The sequence below is a fragment of the Streptomyces sp. NPDC090741 genome (assembly GCF_044769045.1).
Taxonomy (GTDB): domain Bacteria; phylum Actinomycetota; class Actinomycetes; order Streptomycetales; family Streptomycetaceae; genus Streptomyces.
Map to the genome: position 1 here is coordinate 114,164 of NZ_JBIVXF010000001.1, position 23,302 is coordinate 137,465.

Sequence of the window (23,302 nt, forward strand, 5' to 3'; positions counted from 1 at the left end):
CCAGGGTATCGGGCCCTCCCCCCGTCCGGGGACCCGCCCGTTTCCGGCCCCGGGCTCCGCCCCCGGACCACGCGCGGCGGGCCCCCGACCCCCGGTCAGCGGAGGGCGGCCTCCAGGGCGGCAGCCAGGGCCGCGGCGGCGGCAGGGGGCAGCGGTTTGCCGTCGGGGTCGACCACGTACAGGGAGTCCACCGCGTTGGCTCCCAGCGTCGAGACGTGCGCGCTGCGCACCCGCACCCCGGAGGATTCCAGCGCGCGCCCGATCCGGTGCAGCAGACCCATCGCGTCCGGAGCACGCACCTCCAGGACCGTGGCCAGCGAGGACACCTCCGGGACCACCGTGACCCGGGGCGGCGGCGGGACCACCCCGCGCCGCCGCGGGTACGCCGCCTCGCGGTCCGCCAGCTTCGCCGGGACGTCCAGCGAGCCGTCGAGCGCCCGGATCAGGTCCGTCCGCAGCCGCGCCGCCTCCGGCAGCGACCCGTACTCCGCCGCCACCCGCCACCGCAGGACCAGTACCTCTCCCGCCAGCTCCGGCAGCTCCAGCGAGCGCAGGTCGGCGGCCCGGACCGTGAGCCGGTGCAGGGCCAGTACACCGGCCACCGCCGGGAGGACCCCCGGCTGGTCCGGGACCGCCACCACCAGCTCGACCCCGACCGCTTCGTCCTCCTCCTGGCGCGCGTGCAGCGCCAGGACCGGCTCCCCGGTGCGCAGCGCCTCCACCGCGAGGCGTTCCTGGTCGGTCGTCGCGATGGCCGGCTCCGCCGCCGCGGGCGGCGCGCCCCGCAGCACCGCGGCCACCCGCGCCACCAGGTCCGCCACCAGCGAGCCCCGCCACGTGCTCCACGCCGCCGGGCCGGTGGCCAGCGCGTCCGCCTCGGTCAGCGCGTGCAGTATCTCCAGCGTGCCGAGCGATCCCACGGCCTCCGCGACCGACCGGACCGTCGCGGGATCGTCGAGGTCGCGCCGCGTCGCGGTGTCGATCAGCAGCAGGTGGTGGCGTACGAGCACGCCCAGCACGGAGGCGTCCCGCTCGTCGAAGCCCACGCGTACGGCCACGTCGTGGGCGATCGTCTCGCCCGCCACCGAGTGGTCCCCCGGCCAGCCCTTGCCGATGTCGTGCAGCAGGGCAGCCATCAGCAGCAGGTCGGGCCGGCCGACCCGGCGGGTCAGGGCGGAGGCCCGTACCGCCGTCTCCACCAGGTGCCGGTCCACCGTCCAGGTGTGCACGGGATTGCGCTGGGGCCGGCACCGCACCCGTTCCCAGTCGGGCAGCAGCCGGGTGATCAGCCCCTCCGCCTCCAGGGCCTCCCAGACCGCGACGGTCGGCTCCCCCGCCCCCAGCAGGGTCAGCAGCTGCTCCCGCGCCTCGGCGGGCCACGGCACCGGCAGCGGCTTGGCCTGCGCCGCGAGCCGTCGTACGGCGTGCAGCGACACCGGCAGCCCGGCCTGCGCGGCCGCGGCCCCGAACCGCAGCGCCAGCACGGGATCCCGGTCGGGCCGGGCGGCCAGGGCCAGGACGGCCTCGCCGTCGGACTCCACGACGCCCTCCGCGAGCGGCGCCCGCTCGGCCGCCGCGGCCCCCCGCGTCCCCAGCAGCCCGCGCAGCCTCGGCCGGGCCGCCCGGGCCCGCAGGACCCGTCCGACCTCCCGCCAGGTCACGTCCCCGGCGTACGCGACGACCCGCGCGGCCTCGTACACCTCGCGCAGCAGCGCGTCCGCGTCGAGCAGCCCCAGCTGGGCCGCGACCTGGTCCTGTTCCTGGAGCGCGAGCCGGTCGGTCGCCCGGCCCGTCACCAGGTGCAGGGCGTCCCGCGCGTCCAGCAGCCGCCGCCGGGCCTCGGCCAGCCCCTCGCGCGGGGCGTCGGCCAGCCACGACGCGGCGACCGCCCGCAGCGCGGTGGCGTCGCGGAGCCCGCCGCGGGCCTCCTTGAGGTCGGGTTCCAGCAGGAAGCGCAGCTCACCGGCCCGCTCGGCCCGCTCCCGGCACAGCGCGTGCAGCTGCGGGAGCCGCTTGGCGGCCTGGTTGCGCCAGTCGGCCAGCACCGAGGTGCGCAGGCCCGCGAGCAGCCCCGCGTCGCCCGCGACCGGCCGGGCGTCCAGCAGCCCCAAGTGCACCTTGAGGTCCTCGGCGGCGGTCTTGCGGGCCTCGGCCGGGGTCCGCACCGAGTGGTCGAGGGCCACGCCCAGGTCCCACACGGGGTACCAGATGCGGTCGGCCAGCGCGCTCAGCGCCCGCGGCTCCGCCTTGCCGTCGTGGAGCAGCAGCAGGTCGAGGTCGCTGCGCGGGGAGAGTTCGGCCCGCCCGTAGCCGCCGACGGCGACGAGGGTGGCGCCCCGTACCCCGGTCTCCCGCAGGGCCGTGGTGAACAGGGCGTTCAGCCAGTCGTCGGTCAGCCCGGCCAGCGCGGAACGCCGCGAAGGCCCGGACCGCGACTCCTCCTGGAGGAGTCGCAGCCGGGCCGCGGCGTAACCGCTGGGTCCCGAGGCGGACGGTTCGTCGGAATCACCCGTCGTGGTCTTTTCGACGCTCGTCACCCAGGAGCTCCCGTCGCCTAGAGCGCTTCTGCGCCGCGCTCGCCGGTGCGGACGCGGATGACCGCGTCCACGGGGACGCTCCACACCTTGCCGTCACCGATCTTTCCGGTGCGGGCGCCCTGTACCAGGACGTCCATCACCGATTCGGCGTCGTCGTCCTCGACGACCACCTCGATACGGATCTTCGGTACGAGGTCCACGGTGTACTCGGCGCCGCGGTAGACCTCGGTGTGGCCGCGCTGGCGGCCGTACCCGCTGGCCTCGGAGACGGTGAGCCCCTGGACTCCGAACCGCTGGAGGGCGTCCTTGATCTCGTCGAGCCGGTGCGGCTTGACGATCGCGGTGATCAGCTTCATGCGTCAACCTTCTTGCTCGCGGCGGCAACGGGGGCGGGTGCGGCGGTGCTCCGGGAGGAGGCGCCGCCGCCGGCTCCGCTGAAGTCGTAGGCGGTCTCGGCGTGCTCGACCTGGTCGATGCCGGAGACCTCGTCGTCCTCGGTGACCCGCATCCCGATCGTCTTGTCCAGGAGGAAGGCCAGGATCGCGGACACCACGAGAGAGTAGGCGAGTACGGAGAAGACTCCGATGGCCTGCTTGCCGAGCTGCTCCAGGCCGCCGCCGTAGAAGAGGCCGGCCGCGTCGGACTGGACCCCGCCGGTGGCGAAGAAGCCCACCAGCAGCGAGCCGATGACTCCGCCGACGAGGTGGACGCCGACGACGTCGAGGGAGTCGTCGTAGCCGAACTTGTACTTGAGGCCGACGGCCATGGCGCAGACGACACCGGCGATGGCGCCGATGGCGATCGCGCCGAGCGGGGAGCAGGAGCCGCCGGAGGGGGTGATGGCGACGAGGCCCGCGACCGCGCCGGAGGCGGCGCCGAGGGTGGTGAAGGAGCCGTGGCGCAGCTTCTCGTACGCGAGCCAGGCGAGCATGGCGGCGGCGGTGGCGACCTGGGTGTTGACGAACATGACCGCGCCCACGCCGTCGTCGTTGCCGAGCCAGGAGCCGGCGTTGAAGCCGAACCAGCCGAACCAGAGCAGACCGGCGCCGAGCATCACGAGCGGGAGGCTGTGCGGGCGCATCGGGTCCCGCTTGAAGCCGACGCGCTTGCCGATGACCAGGATGACGCCGAGGGCCGCTGCGCCGGCGTTGATGTGGACGGCGGTGCCGCCCGCGAAGTCGATGACGCCGAGCTCGAAGAGCCAGCCGCCGGCGCCCCAGACCCAGTGGGCGACGGGGAAGTAGACGACGGTGACCCACAGGGCGCTGAACAGGGCCCAGGCGCTGAACTTCACGCGGTCGGCCAGGGCGCCGCTGATCAGGGCGGGGGTGATGACGGCGAACATCAGCTGGAAGACCGCGAAGACGTAGACCGGGATGGTGTACCCGTCCCACAGCTCGGTGATGCCGATGCCGCTGAGGCCGACGTAGTCGGAGGACCAGCCGATGATGCTGCCGGCGTCCGTGCCGAAGGCGAGGCTGAAGCCGTAGAGGACCCAGAGGATCGTGACGATCCCGAGGCTGATGAAGCTCATCATGAGCATGTTGAGGCTGCTCTTGACGCGGACCATGCCCCCGTAGAAGAAGGCGAGCCCGGGGGTCATCAGCATGACCAGGGCGGAGCAGATGAGCATGAACCCGGTGTTCGCGGCAGAGAGCGTCGGGGCGTCTGCCGCGAGGGTCGTGATGGCTGATGCCATCGGCGTCTCCTCGTCGTCGGTACGTTCGCGTGCGGGCGATCGTGAAAACCTGAGCGGCGCAAGGCGTAAGGCCGGGGGTGGGGGCCTGGGGGCTGGCCGGTTATTGGCCCTGAGATTCGCGCAGGCCGGTTTCCGGCGGCGCCGCTGGGTGTTTCGCGCCGATGACGAAGGCGTCCTGGCTGTTACAGCACGATGAACACGGCAACCATCAATTGAGGAACCACGACGGCGAGGTACCACCTCCGCGGGAGGGGCGCCGGTTCAGGCGCAAAAAAGGGGACCGGCCGCGGCAGCACCCGGGGTGACCTGGCTGGGGGAGCCTGATCGGGCTTCACGGGGTGACTGCCGCGGCCGGGGCCTTCGGGGGCGGCCGCGCGGGCCGTCAGACGGCCTCCGCGGCTTCGGGGAGCCGGGAGGCGAGCTGGTCGGTCAGCTGGACCACGTCGGCGACGTCGCCGTACTCACGGGCGGCGGTGTCGACGGTCTTGCGGATCCGCGTATTGACCCGTTCGGAGCGCACCTTTTCCGCCACCTTCAGGGCGCGGTCGACGAGGACGACTGCCTGCTCGGGCTCGCGCCGGAGCAGGTGCACGGTGGCCATGCCGATCAGGTTGAGGCTGTACGAGCGCTGGTGCTCGTCGTCCTTCTCGAAGAGGTCCACGGCCCGCTGCATCACCGGTTCGGCGAGCGAGGCGTACATGGGGCTGCGCCCGGCCACGTAGGCCAGGTCGCGGTACGAGTGGGAGTTCTCGCCGTTCAGCTCGGCCTCGGAGAAGAACCGGATCCAGTCGGGTTCGGGCTCGCCGCCGAAGTCGACGTCGGAGAAGGTGTCCTCGGACATCCGGACGGCTCGTTTGCAGCGGCTGGGCTGGCCCATGTTGGCGTAGGCGCGGGCCTCCATCGCATACAGCATGGCCTGGGTGCGCGGGCCGGCGCAGTCGCGGCTGCCGTACTGGGCGAGGTGGATGAGTTCCAGGGCGTCCTCGGGGCGGCCCAGGTGGATCATCTGGCGGCTCATGCTGGAGAGGATGTACGAGCCGAGCGGCTTGTCCCCGCCCTCCTTGGCGGCGTGCAGCGCGAGGACGAAGTACTTCTGCGCGGTGGGGTGCAGGCCGATGTCGTAGCTCATCCAGCCGGCCAGTTCGGCGAGTTCCGCGGCGACCTTGAAGAGCCGGCGCATGACGGGGGCCGGGTGGTTCTCCTGGAGCAGGTCGGTGACCTCGTGCAGCTGCCCCACGACGGCCTTGCGGCGCAGTCCGCCGCCGCACTGGGCGTCCCACTGGCGGAACATGACGGTGGTGGCTTCGAGGAGGCCGAGTTCCGGTTCGGAGAGCCGGGGCGGGCGGTGGCCGCTGAGGGCGCCGGGCGCACCCGCCTCGCGGGGGCCCGGGTCGGCGGCGGCGACCGGGACGAGCCAGCGCTGCATGGGCTCGATGAGGGCGGGGCCGGCGGAGAGGGCCAGCGAGGTCCCCAGGAAGCCGCGGCGGGCCAGCATCAGGTCGCTGCGGGAGAACTCCCCGAGCAGCTCGACGGTCTGCGGGCCGGCCCAGGGCAGGTCGACGCCGGAGACGGAGGGCGTCTGGTGGGCGGTGCGCAGCCCCAGCTGCTCGATGGCGACGACGGAGCCGAAGCGCTCGGAGAACAGCTCGGACAGGATCCGCGGGACGGGCTCGCGGGGCTGCTCGCCGTCGAGCCAGCGCCGTACCCGGGAGGTGTCCGTGCTGATGTGGTGGGCGCCCATCTGCCGGGCGCGCCGGTTCACCTGGCGGGCGAGCTCGCCCTTCGACCAGCCGCTGCGGACGAACCAGGAGGTCAGTTGCTCATTGCGGGCCGCGGAGCCCGGGACCTCCGGCTCCACGCTCGTTCCGCTTGCGCCGTTGCCGCTCACTGGAACGCCCCCATCCACTCAGCCTCTTCACACGAAACCCTGGCTGGGACGGCGAGCGCCGCCACGGACCTTCACAGGTCCTCCACAAGTTGCCTCCGGCATAACCACGGACGGCCCGCCTTCGGGGTTTGGTGCACTGAAAGTAATCCTACGATCACCCCCTCCGCGAGGTCGATCGCAGAAACGCCACCATTCGCCACCCCTTTGAATGAACTAGCCACCCGCCAGGCGCGATTCACTTGACACCGAGGCGAAAACGATCGGATGGACGGGAGTGCACCAGGGGCGCGCGCGGCGAGGAGTGCGCCGGGCAGCCCCTCCGGGCACCGGGCTCGAACCGGCCCCGCATCCCGTCCCGCCGACGTCGTAACCACCTGCGCGTCCGACCCGTTGGAGGGGGCATGGGCATGGGCTTCACGATCGGCGGCAGCCGCAGCACCAAGGAGTTCCGTTCCGGCTCGCGGCGCCGCGGCCGGAGCTCGGAGTGCACGGCGGTCGCGGAGTACACCGGACTGTGGGGCTGGGACGTGGTCCCCGGCGCCCGCGCCGCGGCCCCCGCCCGCGGCTGCTCCTGCGGTCATACGAGTTGCAGCGCACCGGGGGCGCATCCGCTCCCCCTGGCTCCGACCGTCCCGGCCGGCGCCACCCTCGACGAGGTCACCGAGACCTGGGGCGGCTACCCCGGTGCGGCGGTGCTGCTCCCCGTCGGCCGGGCCTTCGACGTCATCGAGGTCTCGGAGGAGGCCGGACGCCGGGCGCTGGTCCGCCTGGAGCGGATGGGCCTGCCGCTCGGGCCCGTCACCGCGACCCCGGACGGCAGGGCCCAGTTCTTCGTGGCCCCGGGCGCGGCCGCCGGGCTGCCGCAGCTGCTGTACCGGATGGGCTGGGACGACGCCGACCTCGACCTGCGGGCCCTGGGGCCCGGCGCCTTCCTGACCGCCCCGCCGTCCGACCACGCGGGCCTGGGCCCGGTCGGCTGGCTGCGCCCGCCCGCGCTGGACTCCGCGGGCGGCCCGCCGCAGGCCCGGCTGCTGCTGGGCACGCTCGCATACATCTGCCACCGGCTCCGGCGCTAGGGGGCCCATGACAGCGCCCCCGCGTTCCGGCCGGAACGCGGGGGCGCTGTCATGCGTACGGGCTGCGTGCACCGCGTACGGTCTGCGCTCAGTCGCCGATCAGGGCGTCCACGAACGCCTCCGGCTCGAAGGGGGCGAGGTCGTCGGGGCCCTCGCCGAGGCCGACGAGCTTGACCGGGACGCCGAGCTCGCGCTGGACGGCGACGACGATGCCGCCCTTGGCGGTTCCGTCGAGCTTGGTCAGCACGATGCCGGTGATGTCCACGACCTCGGCGAAGACGCGGGCCTGGGTCAGGCCGTTCTGCCCGGTGGTGGCGTCCAGGACCAGCAGGACCTCGTCCAGCGGGCCGTGCTTCTCCACGACGCGCTTGACCTTGCCGAGCTCGTCCATGAGGCCGGTCTTGGTGTGGAGGCGGCCGGCGGTGTCGATGAGCACCACGTCGGCGCCCTCGGCGATGCCCTCCTTGACCGCGTCGTAGGCGATCGAGGCCGGGTCGCCGCCCTCGGGGCCGCGTACCGTACGGGCGCCCACGCGGTCGCCCCAGGTCTGGAGCTGGTCGGCGGCGGCGGCGCGGAAGGTGTCGGCCGCGCCGAGCACCACGGAGCGGCCGTCGGCGACGAGCACGCGGGCCAGCTTGCCCGTGGTGGTGGTCTTGCCGGTGCCGTTGACGCCGACGACCATCACGACGCCCGGGGTGTCGGTACCGCTCTCGGTCTTCACGGCGCGGTCGAAGTCGGTGCCGACCAGGGTCAGCAGCTCCTCCTTGAGCAGGGCGCGCAGGTCCGCCGGGGTGCGGGTGCCGAGCACCTTGACCCGCTCGCGGAGCCGGTCCACGAGCTCCTGCGTCGGCACGACACCGACGTCGGCGATCAGGAGGGTCTCCTCGATCTCCTCCCAGGTGTCCTCGTCGAGGTGCTCGCGCGAGAGCAGCGTGAGCAGCCCCTTGCCGAGCGAGTTCTGCGACCGGGCGAGGCGGGCGCGCAGCCGGATCAGGCGGCCGGCGGTGGGCTCGGGCACCTCGATCTCGGGGGCGGCCGGCGCCTCGGGCTCGGCGACGACGGCGGGCGCCTCGGGAGCCGCGGCCTCCGCTTCGGGGAGGCCGACCTCCTCGATCGTGCGGCGGGGTTCTTCCGCCGTCTCTACGGCGTCCTCCCCCACCTGCGGTTCGGCGGGCGGGGCAGTGATGGTCGGCGTGCTCGACGGTGCCGAGGGCGGCAGCTGCTTCTTCTTGCGGCTGCTGACCACGAGCCCGCTGATCGCGCCGACCGCGACCAGGGCGATGACTACAGCAAGGATGAGGATGTCCATAACCCGTCCAGTATCTGCCACGGTGGCCCCGGACCCCCGTCTCCGGTGGTTCCGGCGGTTCCGGCTACGCCGTAAGCCTCTATTTGTGGACTTGGCAGCACATCTACGATGATGGGCGACTTACCCGTACGCCCTGCCCACCGGAGTACCGCATGCCTGCCGAGCCCGCCGACGGCGCGATACCGACGCCGACCGAGACCTCCGCCCCGACCTCGGCCGAGGCGTCGATGGAGACCCGCGGCCTGGAGCCCGTCCCGGACAGCGAGCGCAGCGGCCGGGTCCGCGAGCTCGTGCCGACCTGGGTCGCCGCCAACATCAGCGTGCTGCTGCTGACCATGGGCGCCGGCCTGGTGATCTTCAACAAGCTCAACATCTGGCAGGTGCTGGTCGTCGCGATCGCCGCGCCGGTCGTCTCGTACGGGATCGTCGGGCTGATCTCGATCGCCGGGAAGCGCGGCGGCGCCCCCGGCATGGCGCTCTCGCGGGCCGTGTTCGGCCAGCGCGGCAACCTCTTCCCCGGCGCCCTGATCTGGGTCGCCCGCTGGGGCTGGGAGACCATCAACGCGGTCAGCGGCGCCTTCGCCATGCTCACCGTGCTGGACCTGCTGTTCGGCGTGCGGAAGAACACCGCCCTGATCCTGGTCACCCTGCTGCTCTTCGTCGGCTGTACCTTCCTGGTGTCCGGCCTCGGCATCAGCGCGCTGCGCGTGTGCTCGACCTGGTCGACGTACCTCTTCGGTGCCTTCAGCGTGCTCGTGCTCGGCTATCTGGTCGCGGAGACCGACTGGTCCGCCGTCTTCGACAAGCCGGCCGGCTCGACGGCGATGATGATCGCCGGCATCGGCACCATCGCCGCAGGCGGCATCAGCTGGGTCCCGTCCGGCCCGGACTTCACCCGCTACCTGCCGCGTACGGCCTCCGCCAAGGGCATGGTCGGCGCGACGATCGGCGGCGCGGCCGTCGTCGTGATCCCGATGGTGCTCATGGGCGCGGTCATGGCGGTCGGCACCCCGGACCTGGCCACGGCGCAGGACCCGGTCTCCTTCATCGGCAATCTGCTGCCCGCCTGGATCGCGGTGCCGTACCTGCTGATCGCGCTCGTCGGCATGCTGCTGATCAACTCGATGTCCATGTACTCGGCCGGCTTCACGGCGCAGACCCTCGGCATCAAGGTCCCGCGCGCGGCGGCCGTCAGCGTCAACGCCGTCATCAGCCTGGTCTTCGGTTTCCTGCTGATGGTGGTCGCGACCAGCTTCTTCGGCTCGTTCATCTCCTTCCTGACGCTGCTGGCCGTGGCGTTCTCCGCGTGGATCGGCGTCTTCGGCGTCGACATGCTGCGGCGGACCTCGTACGACGGCGCCGCGCTGCTGGACACCACCCGCACCAGCGCCTACTGGTACCGGGGCGGGTACGCCTGGCAGGCCATGACCGCGTGGGGCCTGGCCCTGGTCGTGGGGCTGCTCTTCACCAAGGTCGACTGGTTCGGCGGACCGCTCGCCGGCACCTGGATCGGGCAGAACGGCCTGGGCTGGGCGGCCGGCATCGTCACTTCCGGCGTGCTGTACGCCGTACTGCCGCGCACGGCGGCTCCGGCGGCTCCCGCGGCCGGGACCGAGGCCGGGGAGCCCGCGCTCGCCTCCGCCGGATCCCTGTCCAACTGACGCAACGTCAGCTAGCGTCCCCCTTCGCCCGCGCACCCACATCCGGCGAAGGGGGACTTCTCCATGCCCATCACCGTGGCCCGGTTCAATCTCGTCGACCCGAACGGCACCCCCGAGACCCTCTCCGCCCGTTACAAGGCCGCGCTGGAGATGGCGAGGTACGCGGACGACCGCGGCATCGACACCGTCCAGACCGAGGAGCACCACGGCGCCGCCAACAACTGGCTGCCCTCGCCGTTCGCCTTCGCGGGCGCGGTCTTCGGGGCCACCCGCCGGATCGCGGTCACCGTCTCGGCGATCATCGGCCCGCTGTACGACCCGCTGAAGGTGGCGGAGGACGTCGCGGTCCTCGACCTGCTGAGCGGCGGCCGTCTCGTCACGGTCGCGGGAATCGGCTACCGGCCCGAGGAGTACGAACAGCACGGCGTCGAGTGGGGCCGGCGCGGCCGGCTCCAGGACGAGCTGCTGGAGACCCTGCTGCGGGCGTGGACCGGCGAGCCGTTCGAGTACCGCGGCCGTACCGTACGGGTCACCCCGCGGCCCTTCACGCAGCCGCACCCGCTGCTCCTGGTCGGCGGCAGCTCCCAGGCCGCGGCCCGGCGTGCGGCCCGGCTCGGGCTGCCGTTCTTCCCCAGCGCGCACCTGCCGGAGCTGGAGGCGTACTACCAGGCGCAGCTCGCGGAGCACGGGACGGAGGGCTTCTGCATGATGCCCGCGGCCGAGACGCCGCTGCTGCACATCGCGGAGGACCCGGACCGGGTCTGGGCCGAGTACGGCGACCGCTTCCTGCACGAGGCGGGCATGTACGCCTCGTGGCAGTCGAAGGACATCCGCAGCGCCGTACGGTCGGCCGCGCGCACGGTGGCGGAGCTGCGCGCGGAGGGCGTGTACCGGGTGCTGACCCCGGACGAGGCGGTCGCGTACGCCCGGGGGGCGGGCGAGGCGGGGAACCTGGTGCTGCACCCGCTGTGCGGCGGGATGCCGCTGGACGAGGGCTGGCGCAGCCTGCACCTGTTGTGCGAACAGGTGCTGCCCCGGCTCAAGGACTGAGCGGGGGCAGCACCTGCCGTAAGAGGAGAGGGGGTGTTGGCGGGGGTGGTTACCCCATCTCCTCCAACGCCTTGCCCTTGGTCTCCGGCACCCACCTGAGGATGAACGGGATCGAGAGCGCGGCGAAGATCGCGTAGATCACGTACGCACCGGACAGGTTCCAGTCCGACAGCGACGGGAACGAGACGGTGATGGCCCAGTTGGCGATCCACTGGGCGGCGGCCGCCACGCCGAGGGCGGCGGCGCGGATGCGTCCGGGGAACATCTCGCCGAGCAGGACCCAGACCACCACGCCCCAGGACAGGGCGAAGAAGAGGACGAAGCAGTTGGCGGCGATGAGGGCGACGAGTCCCTGGGCGTGCGGCAGGGCGATGTCGCCGCCGCTGGTGTCCTTGTAGGAGAAGGCCCACGCGGCGAGCCCCAGGGAGATCGCCATGCCGACCGAGCCGATGAGCGCGAGCGGCTTGCGGCCGATCCGGTCGACGAAGATCATCGCGATCACCGTACCGATGATGTTCACGACGGAGGTCTCGAAGGAGTACAGGAACGAGGAGCTCGGGTCGATGCCGACCGACTGCCACAGCGAGGAGCTGTAGTAGAAGATCACATTGATGCCGACGAGCTGCTGGAAGACGGACAGGCCGATGCCGATCCAGACGATGGGCAGGAAGCCGAAGCGGCCGCCGAGCAGGTCCTTGAAGGTGGACTTGTGCTCGGAGTGCATGGCGTGCTCGATCTCGGCGACGCGCCCGTCCAGGTCGATCTTCGAGCCCTCGACCTCGGTGAGCACCTTCTTGGCCTCGTCGGTGCGGCCGACGGAGACCAGGAAGCGGGGGGACTCCGGGATGACGAAGGACATCAGCCCGTAGAGCACGGCCGGGACGACCATGACGCCGAGCATCCACTGCCAGGCTTCGAGGCCGCCGATCTCCCCGCGCTGGTCGCCGTCGGCGAGGTTCAGGATCCCCCAGTTGACGAGCTGGGAGACGGCGATGCCGATGACGATCGCGGCCTGCTGGAACGAGGCGAGCCGACCGCGGTAGGCGGCCGGGGACACCTCGGCGATGTAGGCGGGGCCGATGACGGAGGCCATGCCGATGCCGAAGCCGCCGATGACGCGCCAGACGGCGAGGTCCCAGAGGGCGAAGGGGAGGGCCGAGCCGATCGCGCTCGCGGTGAACAGGATGGCGGCGATCTGCATGCAGCGGATACGGCCGATCCGGTCGGCCATGCGGCCGGCCGTGGCCGCACCGAGCGCGCAGCCGATCAGCGCGGCGGCGATCACCTGGGCGAGTACGGCCGAACCGACGTCGAACCGCTCGCGGATGGCCACGACGGCGCCGTTGATGACCGAGCTGTCGTAGCCGAAGAGGAAGCCGCCCATGGCGGCCGCGGCGGCAATGAAGATGACGTGCGCGAGGTGGTCGGGGTGAGCGGCCCGGCCGCCGCCGCCCGGCACCGGCTCCTGCGCTGTGCTGCTGGTCAAGGTCTGCTCCTGCGGGTGCCCGGCTGCGGTGACGGGCTGGGTGGGGGTGGTTCCTTCCAGTGGCGCACAGCTGAAGATCCGGCACCACCCGAAGGGAAAGGCAGCGGGAGCGAGCCTATGTGTTCATTTCTTGAAGTCAATAGGCCGGGAGAAGTTCGCATGTAATCAGGCGGGTCGGGCGCAGTCCGGCACCCGGTGTTCACTTCTCGAAAGGAAGGCGGGCAGACAGACAAGAGGCAGGTCAGCGAAGCCGCTGGCTGATGACCTTGGAGACGCCGTCGCCCTGCATGGAGACGCCGTACAGCGCGTCGGCGACCTCCATCGTCCGCTTCTGGTGGGTGATCACGATCAGCTGCGAGCTCTCCTGGAGCTCCTCCATGATCCGGATCAGCCGCTGCAGGTTGGTGTCGTCGAGCGCGGCCTCGACCTCGTCCATCACGTAGAACGGGCTGGGCCGGGCCTTGAAGATGGACACCAGCAGGGCGACGGCGGTCAGCGAGCGCTCGCCGCCGGAGAGCAGCGAGAGCCGCTTGACCTTCTTGCCCGGCGGGCGGGCCTCCACGTCCACGCCGGTGGTCAGCATGTTGTCGGGGTCGGTGAGGATCAGCCGGCCCTCGCCGCCGGGGAACAGCCGCGAGAACACCCCCTCGAACTGCCGCGCCGTGTCCCGGTAGGCCTCGGTGAACACCTGCTCGACGCGCTCGTCGACTTCCTTCACTACCTGAAGGAGATCGGCCCGGGTCTTGCGCAGATCCTCCAACTGCTCGCTGAGGAAGCGGTGACGCTCCTCCAGCGCCGCGAACTCCTCCAGGGCGAGCGGGTTGACCTTGCCGAGCTGCTGGTACGCGCGCTCGGCCGCCTTCAGCCGCTTCTCCTGCAGGGCCCGTACGAAGGGCCCCGGCTCGGCGTCGGCGTCCGGGTCCTCCCCCTCGGCGGGCGGGCTCGGCGGTACGGGCTGGTCCGGCCCGTACTCGGCGACGAGGCTCGCCGCCTCCATCCCGAACTCCTCCAGCGCACGCGACTCCACCTGCTCGATGCGCAGCCGCTTCTCGGCCCCGAGCACCTCGCCGCGGTGCACGGAGTCGGTGAGCTTGTCGAGCTCGCCCTTGAGGTCGCGGCCGCGGGTCCGGGCCTCGCCGAGTTCCCGTTCACGCAGGCCCTTGGCGTACTCGGCGGCGGCGCGCTCCTGCTCGGCCCGGCGCAGCGAGACCTCCAGGTGCGCGAGGAGCTGCCGGGCTCCGTCGGCGACGGCGCGGGCCACCTCGGCCTCGTGGCGCAGCTGCGCCCGGCGGCGCTCGGCGCGGGCGCGGGCCTCGCGTTCGGCGCGGGCGCCGCGGTCCAGCGAATCGGCGCGCCCGGCCAGCCCCTTGACCCGCTCCTCGTGGGTCCTGAGCTGGAGCCGGGCTTCCATCTCGGTCTGGCGGGCGTTGGCCCCGTCGGCGGCGAGCCGGTCCCGCACGGCGGTGTCCGGCTCCCCCGCACCACCATCCCCGAGGGGGTCGTTCTCCTCGGCTACGGCGAGCCGTTCGGCGCACTCCTCGACCTCGGCCAGCGCCTGCTCCAGCGCGTCCTGGGCCTTGGCCGCGGCGGCGGCACTGCGCTCCGCCTCGCCCGCGGCGCCCTTCGCCTGCCCGGCGAGGCGCCCCAGCTGCTGCGCCACCCCGGCCCGAGCCTGCTCTCCGGCCCGCCGCCGCTCGCCGATCTCCTCGACCCGCGCCGCGAGCTCCCGCCGCAGCGCGTGGGTCCGGTCCCGCGCCGAGCCGCTTTCCGCGCACTCGGCATCCAGCCGGACGAGCTCCTCATCCGCCTCGTCTACGGCGGCCTGCACCTCGATCAGACTGGGAGCCCCGGCGGAACCGCCGTGAGCGAGGTGCGCACCGAGCACGTCCCCGTCCAGGGTCACGGCCAGGAGATCGGGCCTCGCACCGACCACCCGCTCGGCCTCGTCGAGCCCCCCGACGACGACGTACTCCCGCAACACCCACCCCACGGCCCGCAGCAGAGCGACATCCCCCTGCACCAGCCCCCCGGCGGGCACGACACCGCCGGCGGCAGACGCCGGCGCCGACACGGCCCCCGCGGCGGGCGACGCCGACGCCTGAGCGCCGGGCCCCGTGGCGGAGCCCCGGTCAGGCCCTTCCATCCCCGCCGGGTCCAGGACCGAACCCCGGTCAGGCCCTTCCAGCTCCACCGGCGTTGGAGGCGCGGGGTCCGGGGCGGAGCCTCGGTTTCGGGAAGGAGCGGCATCGACGCCGGTGGCAGCCTGGCCCGGGAAGGGGATCCCCGACGGCGCATCCGCCAGGGGCTCGGCATCGGCCTGGCCCGGGATCGGGATCCCGGTCGGTGCGTGCGCGATCAGGAGGGTGGCTCGGCCTGCGTCCGCGGCCCTCAAATGCCGGATGGCGGCAGCTGCCGCGCCCGGCGAGGACACCGCCAGCGCATCCGCCGCCGCGCCCAGCGCCGCCGCCACGGCGACCTCGTACCCCGGGGTCACCGACAGCCGCTCCGCCGCCGGCCCCAGCAGCCCCGCCAACCGCTCCCGCGCGGCGAGCAGCGCCCCCGTGCCGTCCTTCCTCCGCAGCCCGAGCGCCAGCGCGTCCCGTCGCGCCGACACCGCCGCCCGCGACTTCTCCGCGGCCGCCACCGCGTCCCGTGCCTGCGCCAGCGCGGCCTCCGCCGCCGCGAGCTCCGCCCGCGCCGCCGCGTACTCCTCGTCCACCGCCGGGTCTTCGAGCCCGCCGACCTCCTCGGCCAGCGCCTCGTACTCCGCCTGGGCGGCCCCGGCCCGGGACTCGGCCGCGTCCCGCGCCGCCACCAGCCGGTCGATCTCCGCCTGCGCCGCCCCGGCCCGGGACCGGGCCGCGCCCAGCCGCCCCTTCAGCCGCGCCAGCCCCTCGCGCCGATCGGCGATGGCCCGCGCCGCGTCCCGCAGCCGCCGCTCCTCCGCGGCCAGCGACCGCTCCAGCTCCGCCCGGTGCTCGACGGTGTCCTCCAACGCCCGCGACGCCGCCTCCAGCGCGGCCGTCAGCTCCGCCTCCTGCTCGCGGATCCGCGCGGCCTCCCGCTCCATGTCCTCCGGATCGCGGCCGCGCCGCTCCTCCTCCGGGGCCGCGGCCGAGGCCGACTTGACCCGCGCGTCGGCCAGGGACGCAGTCCCCCGTACCCGCTCGGCCAGCTGCGACAGCTCGTACCAGGTCTGCTGCGCCCGCTGGAGCCGCGGCGTCAACTGCCGCACCGTTTCTTCGAGCTCCGCCTCGCGCCGAAGGGCCTGTGCGAGCTGCGCCTCGGCCGCCTCCTTGCGCTCCTTCAGCGCCGCCTCGTCCGCGATCTCCGCGTCGAGCGCGCCCCGCAGCGTCACCAGGTCGTCGGCGAGCAGCCGCAGCCGCGCGTCTCGCAGGTCGGCCTGGATGACGGCCGCCCGACGGGCCACCGCGGCCTGCCGCCCCAGCGGCTTCAGCTGGCGCCGCAGTTCCTCGTTGAGGTCCTGCACGCGCGCGAGGTTGGCCTGCATCGCGTCCAGCTTCCGCAGCGCCTTCTCTTTGCGCTTGCGGTGTTTGAGTACGCCGGCCGCCTCCTCGATGAAGGCGCGCCGGCCCATCGGATCGGCGTGCAGGACGGAGTCCAGCTGGCCCTGGCCGACGATGACGTGCATCTCGCGGCCGATGCCCGAGTCGGAGAGCAGCTCCTGGATGTCGAGCAGCCGGCAGGTGTCACCGTTGATCTGGTACTCGCTGCTGCCGCCGCGGAACATGATGCGCGTGATCGTGACCTCGGCATACTCGATCGGCAGGGCGCCGTCGGAGTTGTCGATGGTCAGTGACACCTCGGCCCGCCCGAGCGGCGGCCGCCCGGTGGTGCCGGCGAAGATGACGTCCTCCATCTTGCCGCCGCGCAGGGATTTGGCCCCCTGCTCCCCCATGACCCAGGACAGCGCGTCCACCACATTGGACTTGCCCGAGCCGTTGGGGCCCACGACACACGTGATGCCGGGCTCGAAGCGCAGGGTCGTTGCGGAGGCGAAGGACTTGAAGCCACGCAGGGTCAGGGACTTGAGGTGCACGCCGCCGGACTCTACCTTTCACGTTCGGTTTCACCCATGAAGGTGCAGGGCACAACTGACGTTAAAGGAATCGGCCCCCCACCTGGCCCAACGCGCTCGTGGACCACTGACGCGGCCGGCGGCCCAGGCGGCCAAGAAAGAAGGGACGCCGAAGCGTCCCTTGCAGATCATGCGGGGTTGGAGTCGAAGCGACGAATAGAGCGCGGATCAGGTGAGCGCAGGCTCCGCCTGGGGTACGTCGATGTCGATGCGGTCCAGCAGCGAGTCTCCGTGCTGAGCGGCGGCCGCGTTCAGCGCGTCATTTTCGGACTGAATCCGTACGAGCTCGGACTCAAGGTCCTGGACGCGCTGCTGAAGCCGTCGCATCTCGGCGAGGAGTCGCGGATCGGAACCGCCGACGTAACCGAGAAGCGCCTTTGCCATGATGGATGGTCCTCCACACTGAGTGACCGACCGAAGCGGTGTGGGTCGTGAGGGAATCGCACCCGCGGATGTCCGGCAGCGACTGTCAGTCACTGCGCTTACTAGTGCCAGCACTGCCAAACAGCTCAGGTGCGCGGGGCTTCCAGCGTCTCACCAAAAAGTTTGACGGTCAACACGATCACGCCCCGTATCGGCGGGCAGCCCGGCTCTCCCAAGGGGCGTGGAGATCGTCCGCTGCTTCGACCCTTCCACGGAACACTGCGTCGGCAACGCGTCGGCAGCGGAACGCGCAGATCCGGCCCGGTGCGGGCCGTCCGGAGATGTGATCAGTACATGATCAGCCGATCGCTCAACGGATCGCGAACCCGTCGTAGCCACCGCGCGGTGTACCCCAGATCTCTGTCACTCCGTCCACCCTCCCGGGCGTGTCGGCGGAGCGCAGCCAGTCGAGCAGCCGGTGGCAATTCTCACGTTGACCTTCGGCCACCACCTGCACTCGCCCGTCGTCGAGGTTGAGCGCGAACCCGACGACTCCGCCGACCTCCAGTGCATTGGCCCTGGTGAACCAGCGGAAGCCCACTCCCTGTACACGGCCGCGCACCCACGCGGTCATGCGGACATCTTCATTCATGCGTGAACGCTAACGGGGCGGAGACTTTCGCCCCACATCGCCCCGGCGCCCCATCGCGTACAGTCGCGCACCAGTGAACTCACCCATTTGGGTGAGTAAGGGATGATCTTGAGCCGCAAGGAAGGCACGTCGCCGATGGGACGCCACCGACTTCACGCCGCGCCGGGCCGCGACGGCAACCGCCGCACCCTCGTGCGCACCGCCCTGCTGGGCGGGGCCGTGGCCGTGGTCCTCGGTACGGCGGCGGTGACCACCGGCATGGTTCCGGTCGGCACCTCCTTCCCCTATGTCGGTGTCAGCGCCGACGGCTCGACGGCGAAGACGCGGGCCAAGGCCGAGGCCTCGCCGAGTCCGGAGCCCGTGACCGAGCAGCAGGGGGGCGGCCTCGCCAACCTCTCCGGCCGCGCCTCCGCGGGCCCCGACGTGAGCAGCCCGTCACCCTCGGCCTCCCCCTCGCCGTCCGCCTCCCCTTCCCCGTCGGCCTCGGCGAGCCCTTCCGCCTCGCCCACCCCGCCCGCCTCCGCATCCCCCTCCGCCAAGGTGCAGGCGAAGCCGCAGAAGAGCCCGCCGTCGATCCCGGTCCCGGTGCCGGTGCCGGTACCGCCGAAGACGGCCACCCCCAAGCCGCCCGCCCCGCCCGCCCCGCCGACTTCGACCCCGACCCCGACCCCGACGGCCGGCGACGGCCACTCCGCGGAGGAGACGGCCGTACTCACCCTGGTCAACCAGGAGCGCGCGCAGGCCGGCTGCGGTCCGGTCCGGGCGAACCCGCCGCTCGCGGCGCTGGCCGCCGCCTTCAGCAAGGACATGGCCACCCGCGGCTACTTCGACCACACCGACCCCGACGGGAACACCCCGTGGGACCGCGCCACCAAGGCGGGCCTCTCCGGACTCGGTGGCGAGAACATCGCCCGCGGCCAGGGCGACGCCCAGGCGGTCATGAAGGCCTGGATGAACAGCCCCGGCCACAAGGCGAACATCCTCAACTGCGAGTTCCGCACCCTCGGCGTCGGCGTGTACGTCGCCGCCGGCGGCCCCTGGTGGACCCAGGACTTCGGCTTCTAGGCACTTACCAGCCGAAAGCGCAATCTTCTGGTCAGCGCTGTACGGAGTTAAGCTGGTCGGCATGGAGACAGAGCTTCCGTTCGACGCCTTCGCGCGCGCGTGCCCGTCCCGGGAGACCCTGGAGCACGTCACGGGCCGCTGGGGCAGCCTCACGGTGGGCGCCCTGCGCGACGGCTCGTGCCGTTTCAACGAGCTGCGCCGCAAGGTCGACGGCGTGAGCGAGAAGATGCTCTCCCAGACCCTGCAGGCGCTGGAGCGCGACGGCATCGTCAACCGCGAGGCACAGCCGACGAACCCGCCGCGCGTCGACTACGAGCTGACCCCGCTCGGCGTCGAGATCGCCGACCGGCTGCTCGCGCTCATCCACTTCCTCGAAGCCAGCATGCCCCGGGTCATCGGCGCGCGGGAGTCCTACGACGCCACGCGCGGCGGCCGCTGACAGCGCGGGCAGAAGTAGCTGGACCGGTTCATCCACGGGCGGCGCCGCATCGGGGTGCCGCAGCGCCGGCAGGGCTCGTCCTCGCGCCCGTAGGCGTCGAGCGAACGGTCGAAGTAGCCGGACTCGCCGTTCACGTTGACGTACAGGCTGTCGAAGCTGGTGCCGCCGACGTCGAGCGCCGCGTTCATCACGTCCCGGACGTGGCCGAGGAGTTCCGCGCTCCGCGGACGCGTCAGCGTGGCGGTGGCGCGCTCGTAGTGCAGCCGCGCCCGCCACAGCGCCTCGTCCGCGTAGATGTTGCCGACCCCGCTGATCAGGGACTGGTCCAGCAGGGCCCGCTTGACGGTGGTCCGCTTGGCGCGCAGTGCCGCGTGGTAGCCGGCCTCGTCGAAGAGGGGGTCCAGCGGGTCCCGGGCGATGTGCGCGATGACGTCGGGCAGCCCGTCGGGCGTGTTCTCGTGGAGCGAGAGCCCGCCGAAGGTGCGCTGGTCGACGAAGCGGAGCTCGGTCCCGGCGGCGTCCTCGAACCGCACGCGGATGCGCAGGTGCTTCTCGTCGGCGGCCTCTTCCGGCTGCACCAGGAGCTGTCCGCTCATCCCGAGGTGCCCGAGCACCGAGAGGTCCCGCCCCTCCAGGGGCAGCCACAGGTACTTGCCTCGCCGCTGCGGGACGCCGATCGTCTCGCCCGTCAGCCGCGCGGCGAAATCGGCGGCGCCGGCCGGGTGGCGGCGTACCGCGCGCGGGTGGAGCACCTCGACGGCCCCGACGGTCCGGCCGGCCACCCAGCGCTCCAAGCCCCGCCGTACGACTTCGACTTCGGGCAGCTCGGGCACGGCGGTCCTCCGGGGGCGATGCGGTCGTGGTGCGTTCTGGTCGCTCCCGGCGAGCGTACCGGCCTGCCCCGCCGGGCCCGGAAACGGGTCCGCCCGCCCCTGCACGGCGGCAGGGGCGGGCGGGAGATCCCGAAGGAAGGGCTCAGCTCAGCCGTTCGGCGTCGGGTCGGCGGGTGTCGGCGACCCGCCGTCCTCGGCCGGGGCCACGGCATCGGCCCCGGTGTCGGCCGGAGCCGTCACCGCGACCTTGGCGGCCGCGGATGCCGCGGCTTCCGCCGCGATCCGCTCGTCCGCCTTGGCCCGGATACCGCGCCATGCGGACTCCGCGGCCTGCTGTTCCGCCTCCTTCTTGCTGCGGCCGGTGCCGGTGCCGTACGAGACACCACCGACGCGGGCGGCAGCGGTGAAGGTCTTCTCGTGGTCCGGACCGGTCTCGGTGACCAGGTATTCCGGTACGCCGAGGCCTTCGGCCGCCGTCAGCTCCTGGAGACTGGTCTTCCAGTCCAGGCCGGCCCCGAGGTTCGAGGACTTCTCGATGAGCGGGTCGAAGAGCCGGTGAACCAGCTCCGAGGCCGCGTCGAGGCCCTGGTCGAGGTAGACCGCGCCGATCACCGCTTCAAGGGTGTCGGCGAGGATGGAGGCCTTGTCCCGGCCACCCGTGCCCTCTTCGCCCCGGCCGAGCCGGATGAAGGAGCCGAGTTCGAGGCCGCGCCCGACCTCCGCCAGTGCGCGCGAGTTGACCACCGCGGCCCGAAGTTTGGCCAGCTGGCCTTCAGGCAGGTCGGGGTGGGTCGTGTACAGCGTGTCCGTGACCACCAGACCGAGCACGGAGTCCCCGAGGAACTCCAGGCGCTCGTTGGTGGGCAGACCGCCGTTCTCGTACGCGTACGAGCGGTGGGTCAGTGCACGCACCAGAAGGGCGGACTCGAGTCGATACCCGAGCCGCCCTTCCAGAAGCGTGTGGGACGAGGCCGCGTTGTTACTGTCTGCCTGCTTCTCAGCGTTGGACAGCTCAGACATTGCGCCTCTCACCAGCCGCTCAGACCTCGAGGACCTGGCGCTTGTTGTAGGTGCCGCAGCTCGGGCACGCAATGTGCTGGAGCTTCGGCTCCTGGCAACGCTCACACGAAACCAGGGTGGGGACCGCAGCCTTCCACTGCGACCGGCGGTGGCGCGTGTTGCTGCGCGACATCTTCCGCTTCGGAACAGCCACGGCTACTTCTCCTGCTTCTCGGCGGCGCCCTGAACTCCGTCAGAGGCAGTGCCGCTCATGTTGTCCTTCTCGTCGTCCTGATCGGTCACGACGAGTCCTTGCAATGCCGCCCAACGGATGTCGACGGCATCATGGTGGTGGTCCGGGTCGTCGTTCAGGCTGAGCCCGCAATCGGGGCACAGTCCGAGACAGTCCTCCCGGCACACCGGCTGCATGGGCAGTGCGAGCACCACCACATCACGCAGCACGGGTTCGAGGTCGAACAAGCCGTCCTCGAGGAAGAGCGTGTCCTCGTCGTCCTCGGCGTCGTCGGCCGGCTCCGCCTTTGTGCGGCTCCGGTCGTCGGCGTCAGGGTACGAGAACATCTCCTGGAAGTCCGCCTTGAGCTCGCGCTCGACGGACTCCAGACACCTTACGCACTCCCCTACGGCCGATGCACGGGCGGTGCCTGTGACAAGCACCCCTTCCATGACCGACTCGAGGCGGAGGCTGAGCTTCATCGGTGCGCCTTCCGGCACTCCGATGACGCCGACGAGACCGAAGTCCGCCGGTGCCGCGATCTCACGGGACAGCCGCTGCATGGCACCAGGACGCCGACCCAGCTCGTGCGTGTCGAACACGAGGGGGTTGCGGTGGTCGAGGCGGGTATTCAGGGCCGTTCCTGCTTTCACAGATCGCTGAAGATCAAAGATTCCGCCACTTGTGGGCAGCATGGATCGCGGTGCATACGCGCGACCGAAGAGCCAGGATACCCGGCGCTTCGCTCTGAGCCCAATCCGGCCTCAGCGACCCTGTTCGTACTGGCGCAGCTGGTCCAGATTGATCATGCTCGTGTCGAAGAAGCTGGTCTCGTCGAGCGCGGGCTGCTGCGGCTGGTGCTGCGCGGCCTGCGGCTGCTGCGACTGCTGCTGGTAGGCCGCGTACGGGTCCGGCTGCTGGTCGTAGCCCAGCGCCGCGTACGGATCCGGCTGCTGGACCTGCTGCTGGTAGGCATAGGGGTCCTGATAGGCATAGGCGTCCTGCTGCTGGGGCTGCTGGTAGCCGTACGCGTCGTACGCGGGCTCCTGCTGGGCCTGCGCCGGGATCGCCGGGGCCGCGGGCACCATCGGGGCCGCCGGCTCCGCCAGGCCCGCCAGGAAGTCCGCGTCGCTGGCCGAGCGGGACTGCTGCGACCCCGCGGCGTCCTGGGCGGCCATGTGCGCGCCGAGGTCGTCCGTGGGCGCCCGGCCCAGCAGCTTCTGGCGGCCCCGGCCGACCGCCTCCAGGGTCTTGGAGAGCACCGCCTCGAAGGTCGCCAGCTTGGTGTCCACGTACGCGTCCGCCTGCAGGCGCTGCGTCTCCGGGTCGTGGCTGCGCTCGGGAGCCTCGGCGTCCGGGTAGCCCTGCTCGTCCAGCCCGGGCCCGCGGCCCAGCAGCTTCTCGCGGCCGCGGTCGACCGAGCCGATGGTCTTGCTGAGCACGACCTCGAAGTTCGCGAGCTTGCTGTCGACGTAGTCGTCGGCCTCGGCCCGGATCTCCTCGGCCTCCCTGCGGGCGTCCGCCAGGATCCGGTCCGCCTCGGCCTGCGAACGGCGCGCGACCTCGGTGTCGGAGATCAGCGAACCGCGCTGGGCGTGCGCCGAGTCGATGATCCGCTCCGCCTCGCGGCGGGCGTCCTCGACCATCTGCTCCCGGCCGCCGATGAGCTCCTGCGCCTGCGCGAGCGAGCCGGGCAGCGCCTGGCGCACCTCTTCGAGATGGGCGAGCAGCTCGGCACGGTTGATCACGCAGGAGGCCGACATGGGCATGGACCGGGCGCCGCCGACGGCCGCGACGATCTCGTCGAGCTTCTTCTGCACGTCCATGGGGGCTCGCACTCTCTCGGCCTCGGGCGGTTCCTGAGACGGACGGCACGACTGTACGGCCACCGGGCGAACGCCCGACACCGGCTGA

19 protein-coding genes are annotated in these 23,302 nt (G+C 72.2%); 5 read left to right on the top strand and 14 right to left on the bottom strand.

All coding sequences use genetic code 11. From position 1 onward, the window contains the following. Window positions 1-95: 95 nt before the first annotated feature. The 4 genes from ACIQU4_RS00510 to ACIQU4_RS00525 all read right to left on the bottom strand — a co-directional run bounded on the left by ACIQU4_RS00510 (window position 96) and on the right by ACIQU4_RS00525 (window position 6,124). Window positions 96-2,537 carry a [protein-PII] uridylyltransferase gene (locus ACIQU4_RS00510; protein ID WP_403723984.1) on the bottom strand — a complete coding sequence of 814 codons (2,442 nt, stop codon included), beginning with the start codon at window positions 2,535-2,537 and terminating at the stop codon, window positions 96-98. Between the two features lie 17 nt (window positions 2,538-2,554). Next, on the bottom strand, window positions 2,555-2,893 hold the full coding sequence (locus ACIQU4_RS00515) for a P-II family nitrogen regulator (protein ID WP_030162445.1): 339 nt from the start codon (window positions 2,891-2,893) through the stop codon (window positions 2,555-2,557). Next, window positions 2,890-4,236: an ammonium transporter gene (locus tag ACIQU4_RS00520; protein WP_403723987.1), complete on the bottom strand. Its 1,347-nt coding sequence runs from the start codon at window positions 4,234-4,236 to the stop codon at window positions 2,890-2,892. Before ACIQU4_RS00520 ends, ACIQU4_RS00515 begins: the two co-directional genes overlap by 4 nt. Window positions 4,237-4,618: 382 nt before the next feature. Then, the gene (locus ACIQU4_RS00525) at window positions 4,619-6,124 is read right to left on the bottom strand and encodes a hypothetical protein (protein ID WP_403723990.1); all 1,506 of its coding nucleotides are present in this window, start codon (window positions 6,122-6,124) and stop codon (window positions 4,619-4,621) included. A gap of 407 nt (window positions 6,125-6,531) precedes the next feature. Between ACIQU4_RS00525 and ACIQU4_RS00530 the strand changes: the two genes are divergently transcribed. Then, window positions 6,532-7,200, top strand: coding sequence for a bifunctional DNA primase/polymerase (locus ACIQU4_RS00530; RefSeq protein WP_403725884.1), 669 nt, complete (start codon window positions 6,532-6,534; stop codon window positions 7,198-7,200). A gap of 88 nt (window positions 7,201-7,288) precedes the next feature. Here the strand turns inward: ACIQU4_RS00530 and ftsY are convergent, their stop codons facing one another. Beyond that, a complete protein-coding gene (ftsY, locus tag ACIQU4_RS00535) occupies window positions 7,289-8,509 on the bottom strand; it encodes a signal recognition particle-docking protein FtsY (protein ID WP_403723993.1) in 1,221 nt (406 codons plus the stop codon). Window positions 8,510-8,661: 152 nt separating this feature from the next. On the opposite strand from ftsY, the gene ACIQU4_RS00540 reads away from it, so the two are divergent. Both ACIQU4_RS00540 and ACIQU4_RS00545 read left to right on the top strand, forming a co-directional pair. Continuing rightward, entirely contained in the window at window positions 8,662-10,170 is a 1,509-nt protein-coding gene (locus tag ACIQU4_RS00540) for a cytosine permease (protein WP_403723995.1), read from the top strand. A 63-nt stretch (window positions 10,171-10,233) separates the two neighbouring features. Then, window positions 10,234-11,220 (top strand): LLM class flavin-dependent oxidoreductase, encoded by a 987-nt coding sequence (locus tag ACIQU4_RS00545; protein WP_403723999.1) that lies wholly within the window; start codon window positions 10,234-10,236, stop codon window positions 11,218-11,220. Window positions 11,221-11,269: 49 nt separating this feature from the next. Here ACIQU4_RS00545 and ACIQU4_RS00550 read toward each other — a convergent pair whose 3' ends face one another. The 4 genes from ACIQU4_RS00550 to ACIQU4_RS00565 form a co-directional block, all read right to left on the bottom strand. Next, window positions 11,270-12,706, bottom strand: a complete 1,437-nt coding sequence (locus ACIQU4_RS00550; RefSeq protein ID WP_403724002.1) for a sugar porter family MFS transporter — start codon at window positions 12,704-12,706, stop codon at window positions 11,270-11,272. Between the two features lie 241 nt (window positions 12,707-12,947). Next, window positions 12,948-16,766: an AAA family ATPase gene (locus tag ACIQU4_RS00555; protein WP_403724004.1), complete on the bottom strand. Its 3,819-nt coding sequence runs from the start codon at window positions 16,764-16,766 to the stop codon at window positions 12,948-12,950. A 207-nt stretch (window positions 16,767-16,973) separates the two neighbouring features. Next, complete coding sequence (locus tag ACIQU4_RS00560) at window positions 16,974-17,189, bottom strand: hypothetical protein (RefSeq protein ID WP_030162422.1); 216 nt, start codon at window positions 17,187-17,189, stop codon at window positions 16,974-16,976. Between the two features lie 349 nt (window positions 17,190-17,538). Next, complete coding sequence (locus ACIQU4_RS00565; protein ID WP_403724007.1) at window positions 17,539-17,820, bottom strand: acylphosphatase; 282 nt, start codon at window positions 17,818-17,820, stop codon at window positions 17,539-17,541. A gap of 135 nt (window positions 17,821-17,955) precedes the next feature. Between ACIQU4_RS00565 and ACIQU4_RS00570 the strand changes: the two genes are divergently transcribed. Together ACIQU4_RS00570 and ACIQU4_RS00575 are read left to right on the top strand one after the other, a co-directional pair. Further along, window positions 17,956-18,885 (top strand): CAP domain-containing protein, encoded by a 930-nt coding sequence (locus tag ACIQU4_RS00570; protein WP_403724010.1) that lies wholly within the window; start codon window positions 17,956-17,958, stop codon window positions 18,883-18,885. A 61-nt stretch (window positions 18,886-18,946) separates the two neighbouring features. Further along, window positions 18,947-19,324: a winged helix-turn-helix transcriptional regulator gene (locus tag ACIQU4_RS00575; protein ID WP_403724013.1), complete on the top strand. Its 378-nt coding sequence runs from the start codon at window positions 18,947-18,949 to the stop codon at window positions 19,322-19,324. On the opposite strand, the gene mutM is transcribed toward ACIQU4_RS00575, so the two are convergent. The 5 genes from mutM to ACIQU4_RS00600 all read right to left on the bottom strand — a co-directional run bounded on the left by mutM (window position 19,297) and on the right by ACIQU4_RS00600 (window position 23,214). After that, complete coding sequence (gene mutM / locus ACIQU4_RS00580; RefSeq protein ID WP_403724016.1) at window positions 19,297-20,157, bottom strand: bifunctional DNA-formamidopyrimidine glycosylase/DNA-(apurinic or apyrimidinic site) lyase; 861 nt, start codon at window positions 20,155-20,157, stop codon at window positions 19,297-19,299. The two genes, ACIQU4_RS00575 and mutM, sit on opposite strands and share 28 nt — an antisense overlap. A 147-nt stretch (window positions 20,158-20,304) precedes the next feature. Next, complete coding sequence (gene rnc, locus ACIQU4_RS00585) at window positions 20,305-21,177, bottom strand: ribonuclease III (protein ID WP_403724019.1); 873 nt, start codon at window positions 21,175-21,177, stop codon at window positions 20,305-20,307. Window positions 21,178-21,196: 19 nt separating this feature from the next. Further along, the gene (gene rpmF / locus ACIQU4_RS00590) at window positions 21,197-21,370 is read right to left on the bottom strand and encodes a 50S ribosomal protein L32 (RefSeq protein ID WP_003965982.1); all 174 of its coding nucleotides are present in this window, start codon (window positions 21,368-21,370) and stop codon (window positions 21,197-21,199) included. Window positions 21,371-21,372: 2 nt separating this feature from the next. Further along, entirely contained in the window at window positions 21,373-22,083 is a 711-nt protein-coding gene (locus tag ACIQU4_RS00595) for a YceD family protein (RefSeq protein ID WP_403724022.1), read from the bottom strand. Between the two features lie 69 nt (window positions 22,084-22,152). Further along, a complete protein-coding gene (locus ACIQU4_RS00600) occupies window positions 22,153-23,214 on the bottom strand; it encodes a DivIVA domain-containing protein (protein WP_403724024.1) in 1,062 nt (353 codons plus the stop codon). Window positions 23,215-23,302 lie beyond the last annotated feature (88 nt).